The following is a 17,731-nucleotide window of genomic DNA, read 5'->3' as shown; positions in this document are numbered from 1 at the left end:
GGTACTGCTGTTCCTCTACTCTTCACCGATTCTAGCTGTGTAAACCCATTGAGCGCGGTGGACCGGGTCGTACAGTATCACCGCGCCATAATTGCCTTGAACAATGCCGAAGCCAGCCAACCCTGCAACCACGCACGCAAGTGCGGGTAGGGTGCGCTGGCGAACCAGTCCGGTTCGACCCCGGCGAACTGGCGTATCAACGGCAGCAGGGCGGCATCGGCCAGGCTCGGGTGATCGGCGAACAGGAACGCTCGTTGCATCAGTCGCTCATCCAGTTCAGTCAACCAGCCTTCAGCTTGCGTGCGGTAGTCTTCACGCGAGTGCTCCGGGTAGCGTTCGGCGTATTTGTACAGATTGACCTGGGCCTTGAAATCCCGGTCGTTGCGGGCGATCAGCGCATCGGCCGCTTGCGCCGCCTGCGGATTGGCGCGTAGCAGCCAGTCCTGCGGATCATGCCGGGCCAGGGCCCAGCGCATGATATCCAGGCTTTCATCAAGCACCTGATCATCCGCGCTCAGTACCGGCACCGTGCCTTTGGGCGAAAGCGTGAGTAACTCGGCCGGCTTGGCCTTGAGGCTGACCTCCCGGATTTCCACCGGACATTCGCTATAACGCAGCGCCAGCCGTGCGCGCATGGCCCAGGGGCAACGGCGGAACGAGTAGAGAATCATCCACTGACCTCCAGCGTACTCAAACCATTACCCTGACGGCGTACCTGGATCTGCACCGGGATCCGCTCGTGCATTTCCTGCACATGGGAAATCACCGCAACCTTGCGGCCCTGGGCCTGCAGGCCATCAAGGGCGTCCATGGCCAGTTGCAGCGACTCCGGATCGAGGCTGCCGAAGCCTTCGTCGATAAACAGCGATTCGATGCGCAAGGTGCTCGAAGCCATCGACGCCAGGCCCAAGGCCAGGGCCAGGGACACCAGGAAGGTCTCGCCACCGGACAATGAGTGCACTGAGCGCAGCTCATCGCCCATTTCAGTATCCAGCACCAGCAAGCCCAGCAGGCTGCCGCCACGCTTGAGGCGATAGCGCCGGGCCAGCTGGCGCAGCTGGGCGTTGGCGTGATGCACCAGCAAGTCGAGGTTGTAGCCCTGGGCGATCTTGCGGAAGGTATCGCCGGTGGCCGAGCCGATCAGGGCATTGAGCCGCGCCCAGCGTTGCCATTCAAAGTAGGCCTGGGCAATTTGCTCGGCCAGGGCCTGGTTGGCTTGTTGGCGGCGCTGGTCATCAGCTTGCTCGGCACGTAGTTCGGCACAGGCCTGCTCGCTGGCCGAGAGCTGTTCGTGCAGGGCTTGGAGTGCTTGCTCCAGCGCTTCGGCAGGTAGCTCCAATGTGGCCAGGGCTTGATGTTGCTCCAGGCGCTGCTGACGTTCCTTAAGCAGAATGTGCGCTTGTTCCAGTGCTTTCTCACTGTCTTGCAGGCGCTGACGCAGCTGGCTGACAGCATTGTCATCCAGGGCCAGCAATTGCTCCAGGCCGCTGTCGTCCAGCTGCGGATGACCCTGGCGCCATTGCTCGATCTGACTGCGCACCTCAGCGTGTTCTTGTTCCAGGGCAGCCAAGCGCTCGCCCTTGGCTTTGAGTTCGGCCGCCAGTTCAATCAGCCGTGCCTGGGTGTCCTGCAATTGCTGGGCTGCTTGTGCTTGTTGCTGGCGCGCATACTCTACCGCCTGTTCCAGGTGCTGCTGCCATTGCTCGGCGCTGGGTTGCTCAGCGAGCAGGCTGGCAAGACTGGCCTTACTCTGCTGCTGTTGGCGTTCAAGCTCGGCGAACTGCGCCTGCAACTCCTGCTGTTTTTGCGCCCGCGCCTGTTGCTGGGGCTGAGCCTTGTCCAGGGGCTGCTGGCGTTCGCTGTGCTCAAGCTGCTCATCCTTTTGTCGCTGCAGCAGGTCCAGACGCTGGGCCAGTTGCTGGTCCAGACGCAGGAAGGTTGCGGCCGGCTCACGGCGAAGTTCTTCCAGGGTGTCGGCGGGCAGCAGCGTGGCGAAGCTTGCCAGCTCCTGTTCCAGACGCTCTTGATCGGCGCCCAGGGCTTGCTGCTGTCGCTGCAGATGCTGGTTGGCCTGCTGGCTGGCTTCGCTCGCGGCTTGCAGTTGCTGCTGCAGGCGGGCGGCATCTTTTTGCAGGGTCAGCAGGGTGTTCTGGCGCTGCTCGTCGCGGTTGATGTCATCGTTCAGACGGCGGGACTGCAGCTCCAGCCAGGCCGTGCGCTGGCTCACCTCCTGATCGGACAAGGCAGGGAAGAGCGGGTGTGCCTGCAGGTTGGGTACCAGGCCTTGCAGCTGCTCGGCCAGTTGCTCCTGCTGAAGCAGGTACTCCTTGATCTGACCGTTGACGCCGCCCAATTGCGTGCGCAGTTCGTCCAGCTGCTTCTTCAACTCATCGACTGCCTGCTGGGCGTTGCGCTCTTCATCCTGGTCATGCCGCCCGAGACTTTGCAGCAAGGCTTCAGGTTGGTGGTAGGGATGCTCCTGGCTACCGCATACCGGGCAGGGCTGATCGTCCTGAAGTTGGGCGCGCAGTTCTTCGACGCTCTGGCTGCGGGCCAAACGTTGGCGTTCGAGCAGTTGCCGGGTGACCGTTAGCGTTTGTTCGGCGGCGGTCAGCTGGTTCTTGCCGTTGAGGCCTTCGCTGATCAGCTGCTCACGCTGCATCAGAGCGATTTGCTGGCGCTCACGCAGGGTATTGAGCCGTTGTTGCAGTTCCTGCTGCTGGCTCCACAGCCGGTTGAGCGCTTCCACCTGGCGTTGCTGCTGGCGATTATTCTGCAGCAGCTCGCCAAGCAGGCCGATCTGTTCGGCCAGGGCTTCGGGTTCGGCCTGGGCTTCGTGGTAGAGCAGGGCGATGGCGGCGCGCTGTTGCTCGAGTACGGCGCTTGCCTGCTCGGCACGGGTGTGCAGGCTGGGCAATTCGGCGCGGCCCTGATTGAGGCGGTTGCCCAGTTGCATCACCTGTTGCAGGCGATCGCGGTAGGCGTTCCAGGCTTCGCTCAAGCCTGCCAGGGATGCACTCTGGGCCAGTTGCTCGCTGATCTGACCGAGGCGTTCTGCGCTCAGTTGCTGTTGCTCGGTGAGGTTGAGCAACTGTAGCTGGCCTTCGCTGCAAGCTTGCTCGGCTTGCTGTTTAAGCGTCTGGCAGTTGCCCAGTTCCTGGGACAGGCGTGCCAGGGTGTTCTGCTCGGCAAAGGCCTGGCGCAGCAAGGGCGTACTTTCGCTTTGCCGGCTCAGGGCCTGGTTCAGCGCCTGTTGGGCGTCGTGCTGTTGGCTGTGCAGTTGTTGCTGACGCGTCTGTAGTGCGTCGTACTGTTGACGCAAGGCGCTGATGCTGGCGGCCAGGGGGGAAAGCTGGCTGCTCAACGTCTGCAGACGGGTGAACTGATGACGCTGCGGAGCCAGTTGTTCCAGATGCACCAGGTTCTGGCGCTCACCCTGCAGGCTGTCGCTGTGTTGCTGGGCGCTGTGCAGTTGCTCGTTGCTACTGTGTACCTGAGCTTGCAGCTGCTGCAGTTCGGTCAGCCAGGCGCGTTGCAGTTCGAGTTGACGCAGTTGCGCCTGCTCGCCCTTGAGTCGCTCCAGAGCCTGAGCATAACGTTGGTCGAGTTCGGCACGGGCTTCAGGCGTCATCGGCATGACGCCGGCGGCCTGGTCTTCAAGGGCCTTGTGGAGTTCTTCGGCTTCTTTGCTCTTGCTGTAGGCGCGACGCCCCAACTGGCTGTAGATCGCCGTGTTGGTGAGCTTTTCCAGCAGCTCGCTACGGTCTTTGTCGTCGGCCTTGAGGAAGGCGCTGAACTCGCTCTGGGCCAGCATCACGGCCCGGGTGAACTGCTCGAAGTTCAGGCCCAGGCAAGCTTCGATCAGTTGCTTGTATTCACCTTTGCTCTGGTTGCTCAGCAGTTGCTCGCTGTCCAGGTCGTGCAGGCTCTGGCGGCTGCCTTGCAGTTTGCCGTTGGCTTTGTCGCGGGCGCGGTTGGCTTCCCAGCGGGCGCGATAACGACGGCCATCGACACCAACGAAGTCGACTTCGGCAAAGCCACTGCCGGTGCCGCGACGCAGCAGGGTGCGCGGGTCGCTGGTGAGGATGTCGCTGTCGACTTCCGGCAACTTGGTTTCGCGGCCGATATTGCTCAGCCGTGGCACGGCGCCGAACAGCGCCAGGCACAGGGCATCGAGCAGCGTGCTTTTGCCGGCACCGGTAGGCCCGGTGATGGCGAACAGGCCAGCGCTGGCCAAAGGCTCTGCAGTGAAGTCGATTTCAAACGGGCCAGCCAGAGAGGCCAGGTTTTTCAGGCGGATGGCGAGAATCTTCATGGCTGCTCCTCTTGCTGTTGAACGTCCTGCAACAACAGGGCGAAGTCGGCCAGGGTCTGTTCGTCCACGGCGTTGCCATAGGCCTGGGCCCAGGCGCGGCTGAACAGTTCCTGTGGCGTCATCTGGTCCAGCTCCACCAGGGCGACGTCATCCAGCGCTTCACCTTCACGGTTACCCGCGTATTCGGCGCCGATGCGCACCAGGCGTACGGCCTTGCCGTGCAGGGCGCTTTCCAGTTGCTGGCGCAGGTCCGGTTGCGGCTCGTCGAGGCGCACGCGCACTTCCAGCCAGGGTTGGCGCTGCGGGTCATCGAGCAGATCGACTACCGGCAGCTCGGCCAGTTGCTCAAGTATCTCCGCCAGCGGTGCCGGACCGAGGCGTTGCAGGTGAACTGCGCGGGGTATCAGACGCGTTTCGACACTGGCCAGTGTGCTGCCATCGAGTTCGATTTCGAGGATCTGGTGCTGATAGCCAATTTCCGAGAATGACAGCGGGATCGGCGAGCCGCTGTAGCGGATGCGCTCCTCGCGGTTGACCCGCTGCGGTTTGTGCAGGTGGCCCAGAGCGACGTAGCTGATGTCCTTGCTGAACAGGCTGGCGGGCAGGGCTTCGGCGTTGCCGATGATCAGGCTGCGCTCGGAGTCTTGCGAGACCGAACCGCCGGCCATGTGTGCATGGCTGACAGCGATCAGCGCCTGGCCCGGCTTGCGTCGTTCCAGTGCGGCTTCGATCAGGCGCTCGTGCACCTGGCCGATACCGCGCAGGTAGTCATCGCCCAGCTGCGCGCCGGTCACTTCGGCCGGCCGCAGGAAGGGCAGGGCCAGGCACCAGGCCGCGACCTTGCCGCGGGCGTTGGTCAGCGGAATCAGCAGGCGATCGCTGTCCAGGATACCGTCATCGAGCCATTGCACCCGCCCCAGGGCGTGGGTGCGCAGACGCCGCATCAACGGTGCTGGCAGTTCGATGCGCGAGCCCGAGTCGTGGTTACCGGCGATCATCACGATGTTCAGTTTTGGCTGCTGCTCGTGGGCCTGGACGATAAAGTCGTAGAGGCGCTCCTGGGCTTTGACCGGTGGGTTGACCGTGTCGAAGATATCGCCCGCAATCAGCAGCGCATCAGGTTGGCGCAGCTTGAGCTGGCCGAGCAGCCAGTCAAGGAAACAGGCGTGTTCGAAGTCGCGTTCCTGGCCATGCAGGGTTTGTCCCAGGTGCCAGTCGGAGGTGTGAAACAGACGCATGAAGGGTTCCGCAGATTGCCGGCGCAACGCGTTGAGCGTCACGCCTTGGGGTTATTTGGGATACAACGGCGGCAGGCTGCCGTTTTCGCTCGCAGTCGGCTGAACCTGTTCAGCTGCTGGAATGGTGCCGATGGCACGCCACAGTTCATCACCTTGCCAATACTGCCCGCTTTCGCTGTAGAGGGCACCGTTCAGACCATCCAGAGCATCGGACAACGGTACGAAGCGGGCGGCGATTTCCGCCAGGGTTTCTGGCTGTTGTCGGGCCCAGGCGTCCAGAGCCTGGCGGGTGGCCTGCGGATCGTTGGCCTGGCACGCACGCTTGAGATCATCGAGCAGGGTGCGTGGGCTTGGTCCGCTCTGGGCTGCACGTAGCACCGCCGGTTGCGAACGGGCGCGCCACCACAGGGCGAAGCCGAGCAGGGTGGTCAGGGCCAGCAACGCGGTACTTAGTTGCCAGGGCCAGAGCGGTCGGGTGGTGACACTGACCGGGTCGATGTTGGCCGGTTTGTCGGCGCTCAGGGCCGGATTGTCCTGGATCTGCAGGCTGCGCGCCGGCAGGCTGCTGTGCTCCAGGTGGTCTTCACGGGTGTTCCACCAGAACACCTCCTGAGCTGGCAGTTCCAGGTTGCCGCTGTGGGTCGGGACCAACGCTTCACGTTCTTCGCGGATGCCGAGCAAGCCCCGGTCATTGACCTGGTTGCGCAGTTGCGGCTGGTCCGGGTAACGGCGCAGGCCGGTCACTTCGGTAGCTGGCAGCGGTGGCAACTGGGCACTGGACAGGCCTTCGGCCTGTACCGTCACGGTACGGGTCAGGGAGTCGCCAATCTGGGTCTGCTGTTGCGCCGGGTCGGGGCTCCAGTGTTCCTCCAGGCTCAGGTTGCTGGTTGGCAGCCAGGGCGCATTGACCGGATAGTCGGCGGGGATCGGGTTGACCGTCAGCACCAACGGTGTGGAATCGACACGTACTGGTTTGCCGGCCATGGGTGCATTGAGTTCTTGCTCGGCATCATTCTGTGCAGCCGTGGCGCTGAACGCCAGCGCCGGGATGGTGAGGTCACCGCTTTGCTGCGGGTAGATCGCATAGCGCATTTCGATCACCCCGTGGCGCACACCGTCGATATCCTTCTCGAAGGTCCGCGATTCACCCAGTGGTTCGACCTTGGCGTTGTCGATCTGCAACGGGCTCAAGCTGCTGTCATCGTACAGCGGCACCGAGTGATAGATGCTCAGGGTCAGTACCGCCTGGGCTTGCACGTAGACTTCGGGTTGATCGAGGCTGGCATCGATGAACACCGGGCCGTGGTTCTCGTTGCTGGCTTGCTGAGTGAGGATTTGCAGACTGATCGGCTCGCTACGTAGCTCGCCCAGTTGCAGGGCTGGAATTTCCACGCTGCCGCTCTGGCGTGGCAGCAGGGTGATGATCCAGCGGGTGCCGGCAGCGCTCTGGTCGTCGAGGCTGTTGAGGCTGTTGACCTGGCGGGTGTCACGTACTTCGAAATTGGCCTCCAGAGGGCTCAGGTCCGGTTTGCCGAACTGGGTTACGTCTCTGGTCTGCAAGGTCAGCTCAAGGGTTTCGCCGGCGTTCAGGCGTGCGCGATCGACGCTGGCGAGCAGCGACGCGGCCTGCACCTGCAGGCAGAGTAAGAGGCCGAGTACAAAGACGCAGACGCGACTCATCGATGGGGTTCCTGATGTTGTTGCTGTTCGTACCAGAATTTACGCCGAAGCAGTTCTGCCGGGTTGTCCGGGATCTGCCGCAGCCATTGTTCCAGCGCCTGGCGCTGTTCGGCATCCAGGGTGCTGTCGAGCGGGCGCTGGGGTGGCCGGGTGGTTTCTTCATCATCGCCGTTGTTGGCCAGGTGCTGTGCCTGCTCACTGCTGTTGCTGTCGTCCTTGTGGGTGTCGCTGGGCTGTTGCGCAGGCTTTTCGCTGGGCGGATCCTGATTGTTCTGGGTGCTGCTGTTGCTGTCGGTTTGGGCGTTTGCGTCGCTCTGCTGGTTTTGCTCGGGCGGTTGCTCGGGCTGTTCGGCCTGACGTTGTTGCAGCAACTGTTCGACCAGGGCCTTGTTGCTCAAGGCAGGCTGCAATTCCGGCTGGCGCTCCAGCGCCTGTTCATAGGCATCCAGCGCCGCTTCAAGTTCCCCACTACGCGCCAGGGCGTTGCCGCGATTGTAGTGGTCTGCAGCACTGTTGCCTTGGGCGAACAGGCGCGCGGCAGCGTCGTAGTCGCCAGCTTCATAGAGGGCCAGGCCTTTCCATTGGCGATTCTGGAAGTGCTCGGCGGCTTCATTCGGGCGCTGTTGCTCAAGTAATCGCTGGCCTTGCTGGTCGGGACGTAGCCACAGGTCACTGAACTCGAAGGCATAGCCGGGTTGCGGCAACACCAGCAACAGCGGCAGGCAGAACAGCCAGCCACGGCGGCCGGCGCAGGCTGCCAACAGCAGCAGCGGCAACAGCAGCCAGTAGCCCTGATCGGCCCAACTGTCCAACTGCAGCGTCTGACCATCGTCGCGCAGGCTTTTCGGGTTATCGAACAGGCGCAGACCGCGCAGGTCGAGGTCATCGATACGGGCGTTGCGATAGCGCCCGCCGGTGCTGCTGATAAATGCTTTAAGGCTGGCGCTGTCCAGACGTGGCAGCAGGATACCGCCCTGATCGTCCTTGAGGAATTCACCATTGGCTTGCTTGACCGGGGCGCCTTGAGCGGTACCGATACCCAGCATCAGCAGGCTAGGACCCTGGCGTCCCAGGGCTTGCTTGATGCCTTCGCGTTCCTGCGGGCTCAAGGACGAGCCCAGCAGCAGCAAGCGACCCTGGCCCAGGCCAGCCTGGGCCAGCAAGGCCAGGCCCTTGCGCACGGCGAGGTCGGCGCGCTGGCCGGTCTGGGGCATGATCGACGGGGCGAGGGCTTCAAGCAGGTTGCGGCTGGTGGCCAGGTCGTCCGACAGCGGCACCAGGGTGTGGGCGCTACCGGCATAGACGATAATTGCGGTCTGGCTGTCGCGGCGATGCTCAAGCAGGTCGAGAATTTTGCGCCGAGCCTGTTCCAGGCGGGTTGGCGCGACATCTTCGGCGAGCATCTGCGGGGTCAGCTCGAGCAGGATTACCAGCGGGTCGGCAGGACGCTGGCGGGTTTCTTCCAGGCGTTGCCAACTGGGGCCGACCAAGGCCAGTACGCTGAGCAGCCAGGCCAGGCCCAGGGCAATCCACGGCAGTTTACTGTCGCGGCCACTACCACCGCCCAGCAGTACGGCATGGAAACTGGGCGGCAGGATCATTTGCCAGCGTCCGGCGCGTTTCTGCCGGTGCCAGAGTTTCCATAGCAACCAGGCGAGCAGGGGCAAAACGATCAGCCAGGCCGGGCGCAGCCATTGGGGCCATAGAGCCATCATCGGCGTCTCCTCAGACGCAGGCGCTTGAGCCGCTCACGCCACTGCGGATGTGGAACCAGAAAGCTGGGGCGGCGTAGCAGACGTTGCAGGCGGTTGTCCGGCCATTGTTCCTGGATGACCAGCAATACGCTGAGCAGCAAGGCCAGCGCCAGCGGCCAGCTGTACAAGGCCTCGGCGGTACGCGCCTGGGTCGGTTGCTGGGCCACCGGTTCCAGGCGGTCCAGGGCACCATCGATATCCCGTAGCTGTTCGCCGTCACGGGCGCGGAAATAGGTGCCGCCGGTCAGCCCGGCGATTTCCTTGAGTGAGGCCTCGTCCAGGTCCAGGCTCGGGTTGAGGCCGAGCAAGCCGGCAGTGCCGGTTTCTTCCGGGTCGGCGCCGATGCCGATGGTGTAGATCCGTACATTTTCCTGGGCGGCCAGGCGGGCGGCGGTCAGTGGGTGGATCTGTCCGCCATTGTTGGCGCCGTCAGTGACCAACACCAATACCCGGCTCTGCGCCGGGCGCTGGCGCAGGCGCTTGAGTGCCAGGCCAATGGCATCGCCGATGGCGGTGTTCTTGCCGGCAATGCCGATCTGCGCTTCGTCGAGGAAGGTGCGTACGGTACGTCGATCGAAGGTCAGCGGTGCTTGCAGGTAGGCCTGGCTGCCGAACAGGATCAGGCCGACACGGTCGCCCTGGCGGGCTTCAAGGAAGTCGCCGAGCAGAGTCTTGACCAAGGTCAGACGGCTGACTTCTTCGTCCTGCCAGTGCATGTCGGGAAAGTCCATGGAGCCGGAGACATCCACCGCCACCAGCAGGTCGCGGCCGCTGGCGGACACCGGCACCGGCTCGCCCAGCCACTGCGGGCGGGCGGCGGCCAGCAGCAGTAACAGCCAGACCACGACGAAGGGTGCCTGCTGACGCCAGGTCGGCAGGTTCAGACGTGCACGGCGCCCGGCCAGACCTTCGAGTTCATTGAGAAAACTGACTTTGAGTACCGGTTCGCCACTGTCGGCGCCAGGCAGCAGCAAGCGCGCCAGCCAAGGCAGCGGCAACAGCAGGAAAACCCATGGCCAGGCCAGTTCAAACATGTTTACGGATCCAGGTTTCGACCGCTTGACTAAGTCCGGCGATGGCCTTGTCATCGAGCTTGCATTCGGGCTTGTAGGCGCCTTCGACCAGGACCATCCAGCGGGTCAGGCCGGCGGCTGGGCAACGGTTGTCGAGAAAGGCCAGCCACTGCCGGCCATTGAGGGTATGGCTGTGGCTACCCGGGTAATGGTTGCGGCACAGGCGTTTGAGCAGCGCGTTGATCTGCTGCAGCCAAGCGCCGGCCGGCTCACCGTCATAGGGTTTGGGCAGGCGCGCGAGCTCCGCCAGCGCTTCGATACGGATCGGGTCCAGGGGCAGTTCGGCGCGCACGATAGGCTTTTTGCCTGGGCGCCAGTGTCGTAGGCGCCACACGCCCCAACCCAGCAACGGCAGCAGGGCAAGCAACAGCCACCAGCCTGGGGCCAGTGGCCACCAACTGATTGGCGCCGGGCTGATCAGTGGTTGCAGTTGCTCCAGCGGGTTCACTGGGCTTTCCCCGGTCGTTGCGCGTTGAGGTACTCACGCAGTTGTTCGATCATTTCGCTTTGCGTGCTCAAGGGCATCAGCACCACCCGAAGCTTTTGTGCCAGCAGCTCCCAGCGCTCGATACGCGCTTCGCTCTGTTGACGGTAGCTGCGGCGCAAGGTCGGGTCGAGCGTGTCGAGCTCCAGTTGCGCACCGTGCTGGGCAAAACGCAGCAGGCCGGCGGCGGGCAGGGCGTGGTCGAGCGGGTCGGACAGCGGCAACAGGAGCAGGTCGCAGTGGCGCGACAGCAGGCTCAGTTGCTGCTCCACCGCCGGGCTCAAGGCGCGCTCGTCGCAGATGATGATTGCCAGGCTGCCCGGGCGCAGTACTTCGCGGGCGCGGCGCAGGGCCAGTCCGAGGCTGTCAGCCTGCGGCTTGGCTTCGGTATGCAGCGACTGGTTGACCCGGGCCAGGCGGTTGAGCAATTGCAGCAGGCTCTGCTTGCTGCGCCGAGGTTTGATTTCGTAGTGCTCGTTGTCACCGAACACCAGGCCACCGATGCGGTCGTTATGACCCAAGGCGGCCCAGCCGATCAGCGCCGCAGCCTGGGCTGCGAGCACCGATTTGAACATCAGTCCCGAGCCGAAGAACAGGCGCTGGCTTTGTTCGACGAGAATGAATATCGGCCGCTCACGTTCCTCATGAAAGAGTTTGGTGTGTGGCTCCTGGGTGCGCGCGGTCACCCGCCAGTCGATATTGCGCACATCGTCGCCGGCCTGGTAGACCCGCACCTGGTCGAAGTCGACCCCGCGGCCACGCAGTTTCGAGTGGTGCAGCCCCACCAGCGGGCTGCGCTGGCCGGGCCGGGAGAACAATTGCACTTCGCGCACACGATGACGCATCTCGATCAGCTCGGCGAGGCTGATACGGATTCCGGGCGCGGTCAGCAGGCTATCGGGCATGGCGTCAGGCGACGGCGACGACGTCGAGGACGCGCTGGATTACCCGGTCCTGATCGATCCCGGCGGCCTCGGCCTCGAAGGAAAGAATGATGCGGTGGCGCAGCACGTCGAACAGCACGGCCTGGATGTCTTCCGGGCTGACGAAGTCGCGCCCGGCCAGCCAGGCGTGGGCGCGCGCGCAACGGTCCAGGGCGATCGAGCCACGCGGGCTGGCGCCATAGGCGATCCAGTCGGCGAGCTCCAGGTCGAATTTGCCCGGCGTGCGGGTGGCCATGACCAGCTGTACCAGGTATTCCTCTACCGCATCGGCCATATACAGGCCGAGGATTTCCTTGCGGGCGGCGAAGATCGCCTGCTGGCTGACTCGTCGTTCCGGTTTGGCCTCGCCATTGAGTGCTTCGCCACGGGCCTGCTGGAGAATCCGGCGTTCCACGGAAGCATCCGGGAAACCGATTTTCACATGCATGAGGAAACGGTCGAGCTGGGCTTCTGGCAGCGGGTAGGTACCTTCCTGCTCGATCGGGTTCTGCGTGGCCATGACCAGGAACAATGGCGACAGCTCGTAGGTGCTGCGCCCGACGCTGACCTGGCGTTCGGCCATGGCCTCAAGCAGCGCCGACTGAACCTTGGCCGGGGCCCGGTTGATTTCGTCGGCCAGTACCAGATTGTGGAAGATCGGCCCTTGCTGGAACACGAAACTGCCGGTTTCCGGGCGATAGATCTCGGTACCGGTGATATCGGCCGGGAGCAGGTCGGGGGTGAACTGGATACGATGGAACTCGGCTTCGACGCCTTCGGCCAGTTCCTTGATGGCCTTGGTCTTGGCCAGGCCGGGGGCGCCTTCAACCAGCATGTGGCCGTCAGCCAGGAGGACGATGAGCAAGCGCTCGACGAGCTTTTCCTGACCCAGGATCTGGGTTGAAAGAAAGGTGCGCAGCGCGATCAGCGCCTCACGGTGTTCCATCGTTGACGATTCCTGGACAAAAGCCTGGGCGTGCGGCGTGAAAGCGCCCGGGCGGGGGTTGTTACTTTAATCTATCCGGGCCTCAGGCTACTAATGGCGGCAGGTAATTTTGTGCAAATCGACCACACATCGCGGGGCGAGCCGGCTCCCACCGACCGGGGTAGGAGCGGGCTTGCCCCGCGAGCGATCTCAGGTCCACCAGTAACGCACCAGGTGAAAGAAGATCGGTGCGGCAAAGCACACCGAGTCCAGGCGATCGAGCATGCCGCCGTGGCCTTCGATCATGTGCCCCCAATCCTTGACACCACGGTCGCGTTTGATCGCGGACATGACGATGCCGCCGGCAAAACCCAGCAGGTTGATCAGCAGCGCTATCAGGAACGACTGCCAGAGGTTGAACGGGGTGATCCACCACAGCGCAGCGCCGATCAGCGACGCCAGTAACAGGCCGCCGACAAAGCCTTCGACGGTTTTCGACGGTGACAGGTTGGGGGCGATCTTGTGCTTGCCGAACAGTTTGCCGCAGACGTACTGCAGCACATCGGACAGTTGCACGACGATCACCAGGTAAGCAATCAGCAACAGGTTGCGGCCCTCATAACCGGCGATGTCCAGGGTCAGCAGGGCTGGCACGAACGATATGCAGTACACCGCAATCATCAGGCCCCACTGGACTTTGGAGGCGCGCTCGAGAAAATGCGCGCTGTCACCGCCCAGGGACGCGAGGATCGGTAGAAGCAAGAACACATAGACCGGGATGAAGATCGAGAACAATCCATACCAGTCGGCGTAAATCAGCAGGTATTGCAGCGGTAGTGCCAGATAGAAGGCTGCCACCAGGGCCGGGTAGTCGCTGCGCCGGGTCGGGGTCAGGGTGAGGAATTCACGCAAGGCATAGAACGATACGGCGTAGAAAAGCAGGATCACTGCGCCGTTGCCCAGCCAGAAGGCGATGCCAATGACCAGCACCATCACCCACCAGGCATTGATCCGCGCATTGAGGTTGTCGATCACGGCACTGGTTGCGCCGCCGCTACGCCATTTGAGGATCAAGCCGATCAGCGAGGCCGACAGCAGCAGCGCGCCGATGCCGGCAAATAACGTCAGAGTCTGGTTATCCATGTTCAGCAATGCTCCGGGGCCAGGTCCAGCAACGCGGCACGGCTACGTTGAAGAAATTGTGCTTTGCTCTCACCGTCTTCGAGCTGCAGCGGTGTGCCGAAGCTGGTAGTGCAGAGCAACGGCAACGGCAGTACACGGCCCTTGGGCATGACCCGATTGAGGTTGGCGATCCACACCGGAACCAGTTGCACCTGTGGGTACGCTGTGGCCAGGTGAAAGATTCCGCTTTTGAACGGCAGCAGGCCGTCTTCCTGATTACGCGTGCCTTCGGGGAAAATGATCAGGGAGTCACCACCCTCCAGGGCATCGAGCATGGGTTGCAGGGGGTTGGCCTGTGGGTCATGGCGCTCACGGTCGATCAATACGCCATTGAACACCTGATTGATCACGTAGCGGCGCACGGCAGTGGTTTGCCAGTAATCAGCACCCGCCACCGGCCGAGTGGTTCTGCGCAAAGCCGGCGGCAGCGAGGCCCACAGCAAGACGAAATCGCCATGGCTGCTGTGATTGGCAAAGTAGATGCGTTGCACAGGCTCCGGGCCGCAGCCGAGCCACAGGCTGCGGGCACCGGTGATGGAGCGTGCGGCTGAGGTGATGAGGTGCGCGACCAAGGGTGCGAGCATAGGGATTCCTTATCCGGCTGTGGTCCACCAGGGGCTGGCCAGCAGGCAGCCCAGGGTCAGGAGTAGTTGTGCCGCGAGCATGAGCGCTTGACGGCGCAGCAGCGCCAAGGCGCCGCGACTGCGTTCAGGCCACGCTCGGCCGCCGTGTTCGGCAGCTTGCAGGCCAAGTGAAGCCAGGGCGTGATCCAGCGCTTGGGTCTTGTCGTCCAGTGTTGACGGGGTATCGGCCAGCCGTTGGAACAGATCGGCATCGAAGGCCACCCTCAGTGCCCAGTATTTCTGCACGGCCCCCAGTATCAGCAACGCGCAGCCGAGCGCCAGCGGCCAGGGGTTGAACGTGGCCAGCCACCAGGGGCCGAGCCCGAGCAACACGCCCAGCAATGTCAGCCCGGTGGATAATTGATCCAGGCTGCGTCCGCGGCGCAGCAGGCTGGCGACACAGTACAGTTGCATTTCAGTGGTCATACACCCTCGACTGCTTTTTACTCAATGGCGTCAGGGCCTGACGGTGCGCAGCGTGCAGAACCACCTGCGGGCGAGCCTGCTGAAGCCGTTCGAGGGCAGCGTCAACACTGGCAGCCCGGCCACTGTGTAGCAACCAGGCTGCCACTGCCGTTGCACTGCGGGAGTAGCCCAGGGCGCAGCAGACCAGCACCGGGCCCTGCTGGCGCAGGCGCTCCAGCGCCAAGGCCAGCTCAAGGCATTGCGCCGTCGTCGGTGCTGTCAGATCGAGCACCGGCACTGCCTGATAAGCCACGGTTCCCGCGTTGAGGGGGAGTTCGGCGCACAGGTCGAGCACGGCATTGAACGGGCTGTGGCGTAATTGCGCGGTGGTGGGGATGCGCCCTAGCCAGACGTCATCGATTACCCGGTCAGGCTGCGGGTGTTTGTGCGTCCACAGCCGTGAGTTGATCCAGGCCGCTGCCAGATAAGGCGCCAACAACCAGCATGCGGCGGCGCTCAAGCGACCGTTGGCGTCTTTCTGAAAGCCGGCGGCATCGAACAGCGCGTAGTTCAGCGCCACCAGCAGCAGTGCGGTCGCAGGCCAGAGCAACCACAACCCGCCACCGCCCAGGGCGAAGGCAGGGATGGCAAACAGTGCAGCGCCGAGTGTGTAGCGCACGGCCAGCTGCCAGCGTTTTCGATCGCGTGTCAGCTGTAGCCGTTGCAACATGCCGGGACGCTCCAGTGGCCACAGCCAGACACAGAGCCAGCCGGCCAAGGCGCCGGTGGGCACATCAATGAAGTGATGCTGGTAGGTGGTCAGTACCGATACGCCGATCAAGGCAAACCAGCCATGCACCAGCCAGCGCCACAGCCCCCGGCAATGCTGCGCGTAGCACACCCACAGCACTACCAGCAGGGCGATGTGCAATGAGGGGGCCTGGTTGAACGGTTTGTCGAAGCCTGCGAGTACGGCAAACAGCCAGCCGAACACACCGTCCAGCTCGGGTCGCTCGAAAGTGAAGCGCAAAGGCCAGAGCAAGAAACAACTGACGGCAATCAGCTGGGCAGTGAGCAGGCGCAGGGCATGGCGCTTGAGGGCCTGGCGGCTGCGCGGCAGCAACAGGGAAAAGCCGTACAGCAGGTCGATGGACCAGTAGGGCACGATGGTCCAGGGCCAGAACGGCACATGCTGTTCCCAGGCAAACACCAGGCTGGCGACATCTTCGCGCTGGGCGGTGACCCAGGTGGCGAAGCCGTACGTGCCGAAAAACAGGGGCGCCAATAGCAACAGCCAGAGTACTGCGGGTTTGAGCAGGCCAGGTTCGCGTGCGGTCACCGGGGCGGTGGCGCTTAGGCTCATCATTGCACCCGCTGGGCGAGCGATACGCTGAAAATCCCCCATTGGTCGATGCGCTGGGTCACTTTGCGAAAGCCTGCTGCTTCCACCAACTGGTCCATCTCGGCCTGGCTGCGGCGGCGCATCACCCAGGCCTGGCCGGCGCGGTGGCTGGTCAGGGCGCGGGCGATCAGCTCCAGTTGCGGGTGCCAGGGTTGCCCGGTGTAGACCAGATAACCGCCAGGTTCGATGGCATCGGCAAGCCCTGCCAGGGAGCGACTGACCATCTGATTGTCGGCAAACAGCTCATAGAGCCCGGAGACCACCGCCAGGTTCGGTTTTGGCGACAGCGTAGCCAGGTCCTGGCCGTCGAATGCATCACCTTTGACGAATCGGGCGATGTCGCCAAGGCCTTTTTCAGCGATCAGCGCGCTGCCATCGCGCACGTTGATGTCGCTGTAGTCACGCAGCAGGATCGACTCCGGCAACGGGCTCATGCCTTGTACGGCCTCAAGGATATAGCGCCCGTGGCCTGCGGCGATGTCGACGATGCGCACAGGCTGCTGCTGTTCGCGTAACCCGATGATCGCCAGGCGCAGCAGCTCTTCGACGTGCAGCTTGCGTTGGCGGATGCCTCGCCAGCCGATGGAGTCGAGGTAATTGCGATCGATCAGCCGGCCAATTGGAGAAAGCCCGGTGGCGCGGTTGCGGTACACGTAGTCGAGTGTGCTGCCCGAGTCGAAACCGGTGTCAAAGCCCAGCTTTACCCCGGACGACAGTTTGCTACCCAGGCTGAGGCTGGCACGGGTCATGCGCCAGTACAGGTCGCGCAGGGAGTTGCGCGGCAGTGTGGTGGCCAGCGATTCGGCCTCGGCGCAGGTGGCGCCGAGGCGGTCGGCGTTCAGCAATGATGGGCGATTCGAGGGGCTGGCGAAATTCTGCAGGATAAAGCGGCGTATGCGGGCGATGACCGGTGCACGATCCTTTTCCCCCAGGGTGTCGTGGTAGAACCCCGGCAGAATGTGCTTTTCCTTGTGCACGCTGCCCAGGCGCTCGAAAAACTGCTCCTGGGGTTTGCGATGCACCACGAAGTCGGCGCCGGAGATCAGCAGCTGGGTCGGTACCCCGATCGCCTGGGCATCGGCGACCACGCGTTCGCCGGCTTCGTAGAGGCCCAGGAGCACATTGACCGAAATGCTCTTGGTGATCAGCGGGTCCTGGTCATAGGACGCTATGCGCTGCGGGTCGTGACTGAGAAAGCGCGCTTTGACGTAGCTGTCGACGAAAAAGTTGCCGCGCAGCTTACGCAGCAAGGCCAGCCCCGGCCGGGCCAGGGGTACATAAAGTTTGACTTTGAACGCCGGAGAGGCGAGCACCAGTGCACGGATACGCGGGGCATAGTCGTGGACCCAGGTGGCGGCAATCACCGCGCCTACGCTTTGGGCAATCACGGCGATATTCTCTTCGTCGATGCCATGGGCCTGGGCCAGATGCTCGCAGAAGGTCTGTACGTCCCGGGCGCTGGTGGCAAAGCTTGGGCTGTCGCCGCGGGCGCCGGGTGACTGGCCGTGACCACGGGCATCCCAGGCGAAGAAGTCGACGTCTGCCAGATCCAGTTCGTCTACCAGGTGGGCAATGCGCCCGGAGTGTTCGTGCCCCCGGTGAAACAGCAGCACGGCCTTGCGCGGCTCGTCCGGCGCGGCGCTGCGGGCTGGCCAGTGGCGATAGAACAGCGCTACGCCGTCATGGGTGGTGAAGGTCTGATCCTGAGCTTCGCGCATTGCAGCTTC

The 17,731-nt window shown here is 63.4% G+C and carries 14 protein-coding genes; all 14 read right to left on the bottom strand.

Going from position 1 to position 17,731, the window contains the following annotated elements; translation table 11 throughout:
- Positions 1 to 77: 77 nt before the first annotated feature.
- Positions 78 to 671, bottom strand: a complete 594-nt coding sequence (locus tag C6382_RS02550) for a glutathione S-transferase (RefSeq protein WP_107022961.1) — start codon at positions 669 to 671, stop codon at positions 78 to 80.
- Entirely contained in the window at positions 668 to 4,315 is a 3,648-nt protein-coding gene (locus tag C6382_RS02545; protein WP_107022960.1) for an AAA family ATPase, read from the bottom strand. Before C6382_RS02545 ends, C6382_RS02550 begins: the two co-directional genes overlap by 4 nt.
- Entirely contained in the window at positions 4,312 to 5,553 is a 1,242-nt protein-coding gene (locus tag C6382_RS02540; protein ID WP_107022959.1) for an exonuclease SbcCD subunit D C-terminal domain-containing protein, read from the bottom strand. The genes C6382_RS02545 and C6382_RS02540 overlap by 4 nt, the downstream gene beginning before the upstream one ends.
- Before the next feature lie 51 nt (positions 5,554 to 5,604).
- Positions 5,605 to 7,233, bottom strand: a complete 1,629-nt coding sequence (locus C6382_RS02535) for a BatD family protein (RefSeq protein ID WP_107022958.1) — start codon at positions 7,231 to 7,233, stop codon at positions 5,605 to 5,607.
- Positions 7,230 to 8,948 (bottom strand): VWA domain-containing protein, encoded by a 1,719-nt coding sequence (locus C6382_RS02530; protein WP_107022957.1) that lies wholly within the window; start codon positions 8,946 to 8,948, stop codon positions 7,230 to 7,232. Before C6382_RS02530 ends, C6382_RS02535 begins: the two co-directional genes overlap by 4 nt.
- A complete protein-coding gene (locus C6382_RS02525) occupies positions 8,945 to 10,021 on the bottom strand; it encodes a VWA domain-containing protein (protein ID WP_107022956.1) in 1,077 nt (358 codons plus the stop codon). Before C6382_RS02525 ends, C6382_RS02530 begins: the two co-directional genes overlap by 4 nt.
- Positions 10,014 to 10,508 (bottom strand): DUF4381 domain-containing protein, encoded by a 495-nt coding sequence (locus C6382_RS02520; protein ID WP_107022955.1) that lies wholly within the window; start codon positions 10,506 to 10,508, stop codon positions 10,014 to 10,016. Before C6382_RS02520 ends, C6382_RS02525 begins: the two co-directional genes overlap by 8 nt.
- Positions 10,505 to 11,449: a DUF58 domain-containing protein gene (locus C6382_RS02515; RefSeq protein ID WP_107022954.1), complete on the bottom strand. Its 945-nt coding sequence runs from the start codon at positions 11,447 to 11,449 to the stop codon at positions 10,505 to 10,507. The genes C6382_RS02520 and C6382_RS02515 overlap by 4 nt, the downstream gene beginning before the upstream one ends.
- Positions 11,450 to 11,453: 4 nt before the next feature.
- On the bottom strand, positions 11,454 to 12,413 hold the full coding sequence (locus C6382_RS02510; RefSeq protein WP_107022953.1) for a MoxR family ATPase: 960 nt from the start codon (positions 12,411 to 12,413) through the stop codon (positions 11,454 to 11,456).
- A 189-nt stretch (positions 12,414 to 12,602) separates the two neighbouring features.
- The gene (locus tag C6382_RS02505) at positions 12,603 to 13,535 is read right to left on the bottom strand and encodes a phosphatidate cytidylyltransferase (protein WP_107022952.1); all 933 of its coding nucleotides are present in this window, start codon (positions 13,533 to 13,535) and stop codon (positions 12,603 to 12,605) included.
- A gap of 2 nt (positions 13,536 to 13,537) precedes the next feature.
- Positions 13,538 to 14,158 carry a 1-acyl-sn-glycerol-3-phosphate acyltransferase gene (locus tag C6382_RS02500; protein WP_107022951.1) on the bottom strand — a complete coding sequence of 207 codons (621 nt, stop codon included), beginning with the start codon at positions 14,156 to 14,158 and terminating at the stop codon, positions 13,538 to 13,540.
- Between the two features lie 9 nt (positions 14,159 to 14,167).
- Positions 14,168 to 14,623, bottom strand: a complete 456-nt coding sequence (locus tag C6382_RS02495; protein WP_107022950.1) for a hypothetical protein — start codon at positions 14,621 to 14,623, stop codon at positions 14,168 to 14,170.
- The gene (locus C6382_RS02490) at positions 14,613 to 15,968 is read right to left on the bottom strand and encodes a phosphatase PAP2/dual specificity phosphatase family protein (protein WP_107022949.1); all 1,356 of its coding nucleotides are present in this window, start codon (positions 15,966 to 15,968) and stop codon (positions 14,613 to 14,615) included. The genes C6382_RS02495 and C6382_RS02490 overlap by 11 nt, the downstream gene beginning before the upstream one ends.
- The gene (locus C6382_RS02485; RefSeq protein WP_107022948.1) at positions 15,965 to 17,722 is read right to left on the bottom strand and encodes a bifunctional alpha/beta hydrolase/class I SAM-dependent methyltransferase; all 1,758 of its coding nucleotides are present in this window, start codon (positions 17,720 to 17,722) and stop codon (positions 15,965 to 15,967) included. Before C6382_RS02485 ends, C6382_RS02490 begins: the two co-directional genes overlap by 4 nt.
- Between the last annotated feature and the right edge of the window lie 9 nt (positions 17,723 to 17,731).

Source organism: Pseudomonas sp. BBP2017, from assembly GCF_003024385.1.
Taxonomy (GTDB): domain Bacteria; phylum Pseudomonadota; class Gammaproteobacteria; order Pseudomonadales; family Pseudomonadaceae; genus Aquipseudomonas.
Note: the sequence above shows the minus strand (reverse complement) of the source record. Positions and strands in the feature narration are given on the sequence as shown.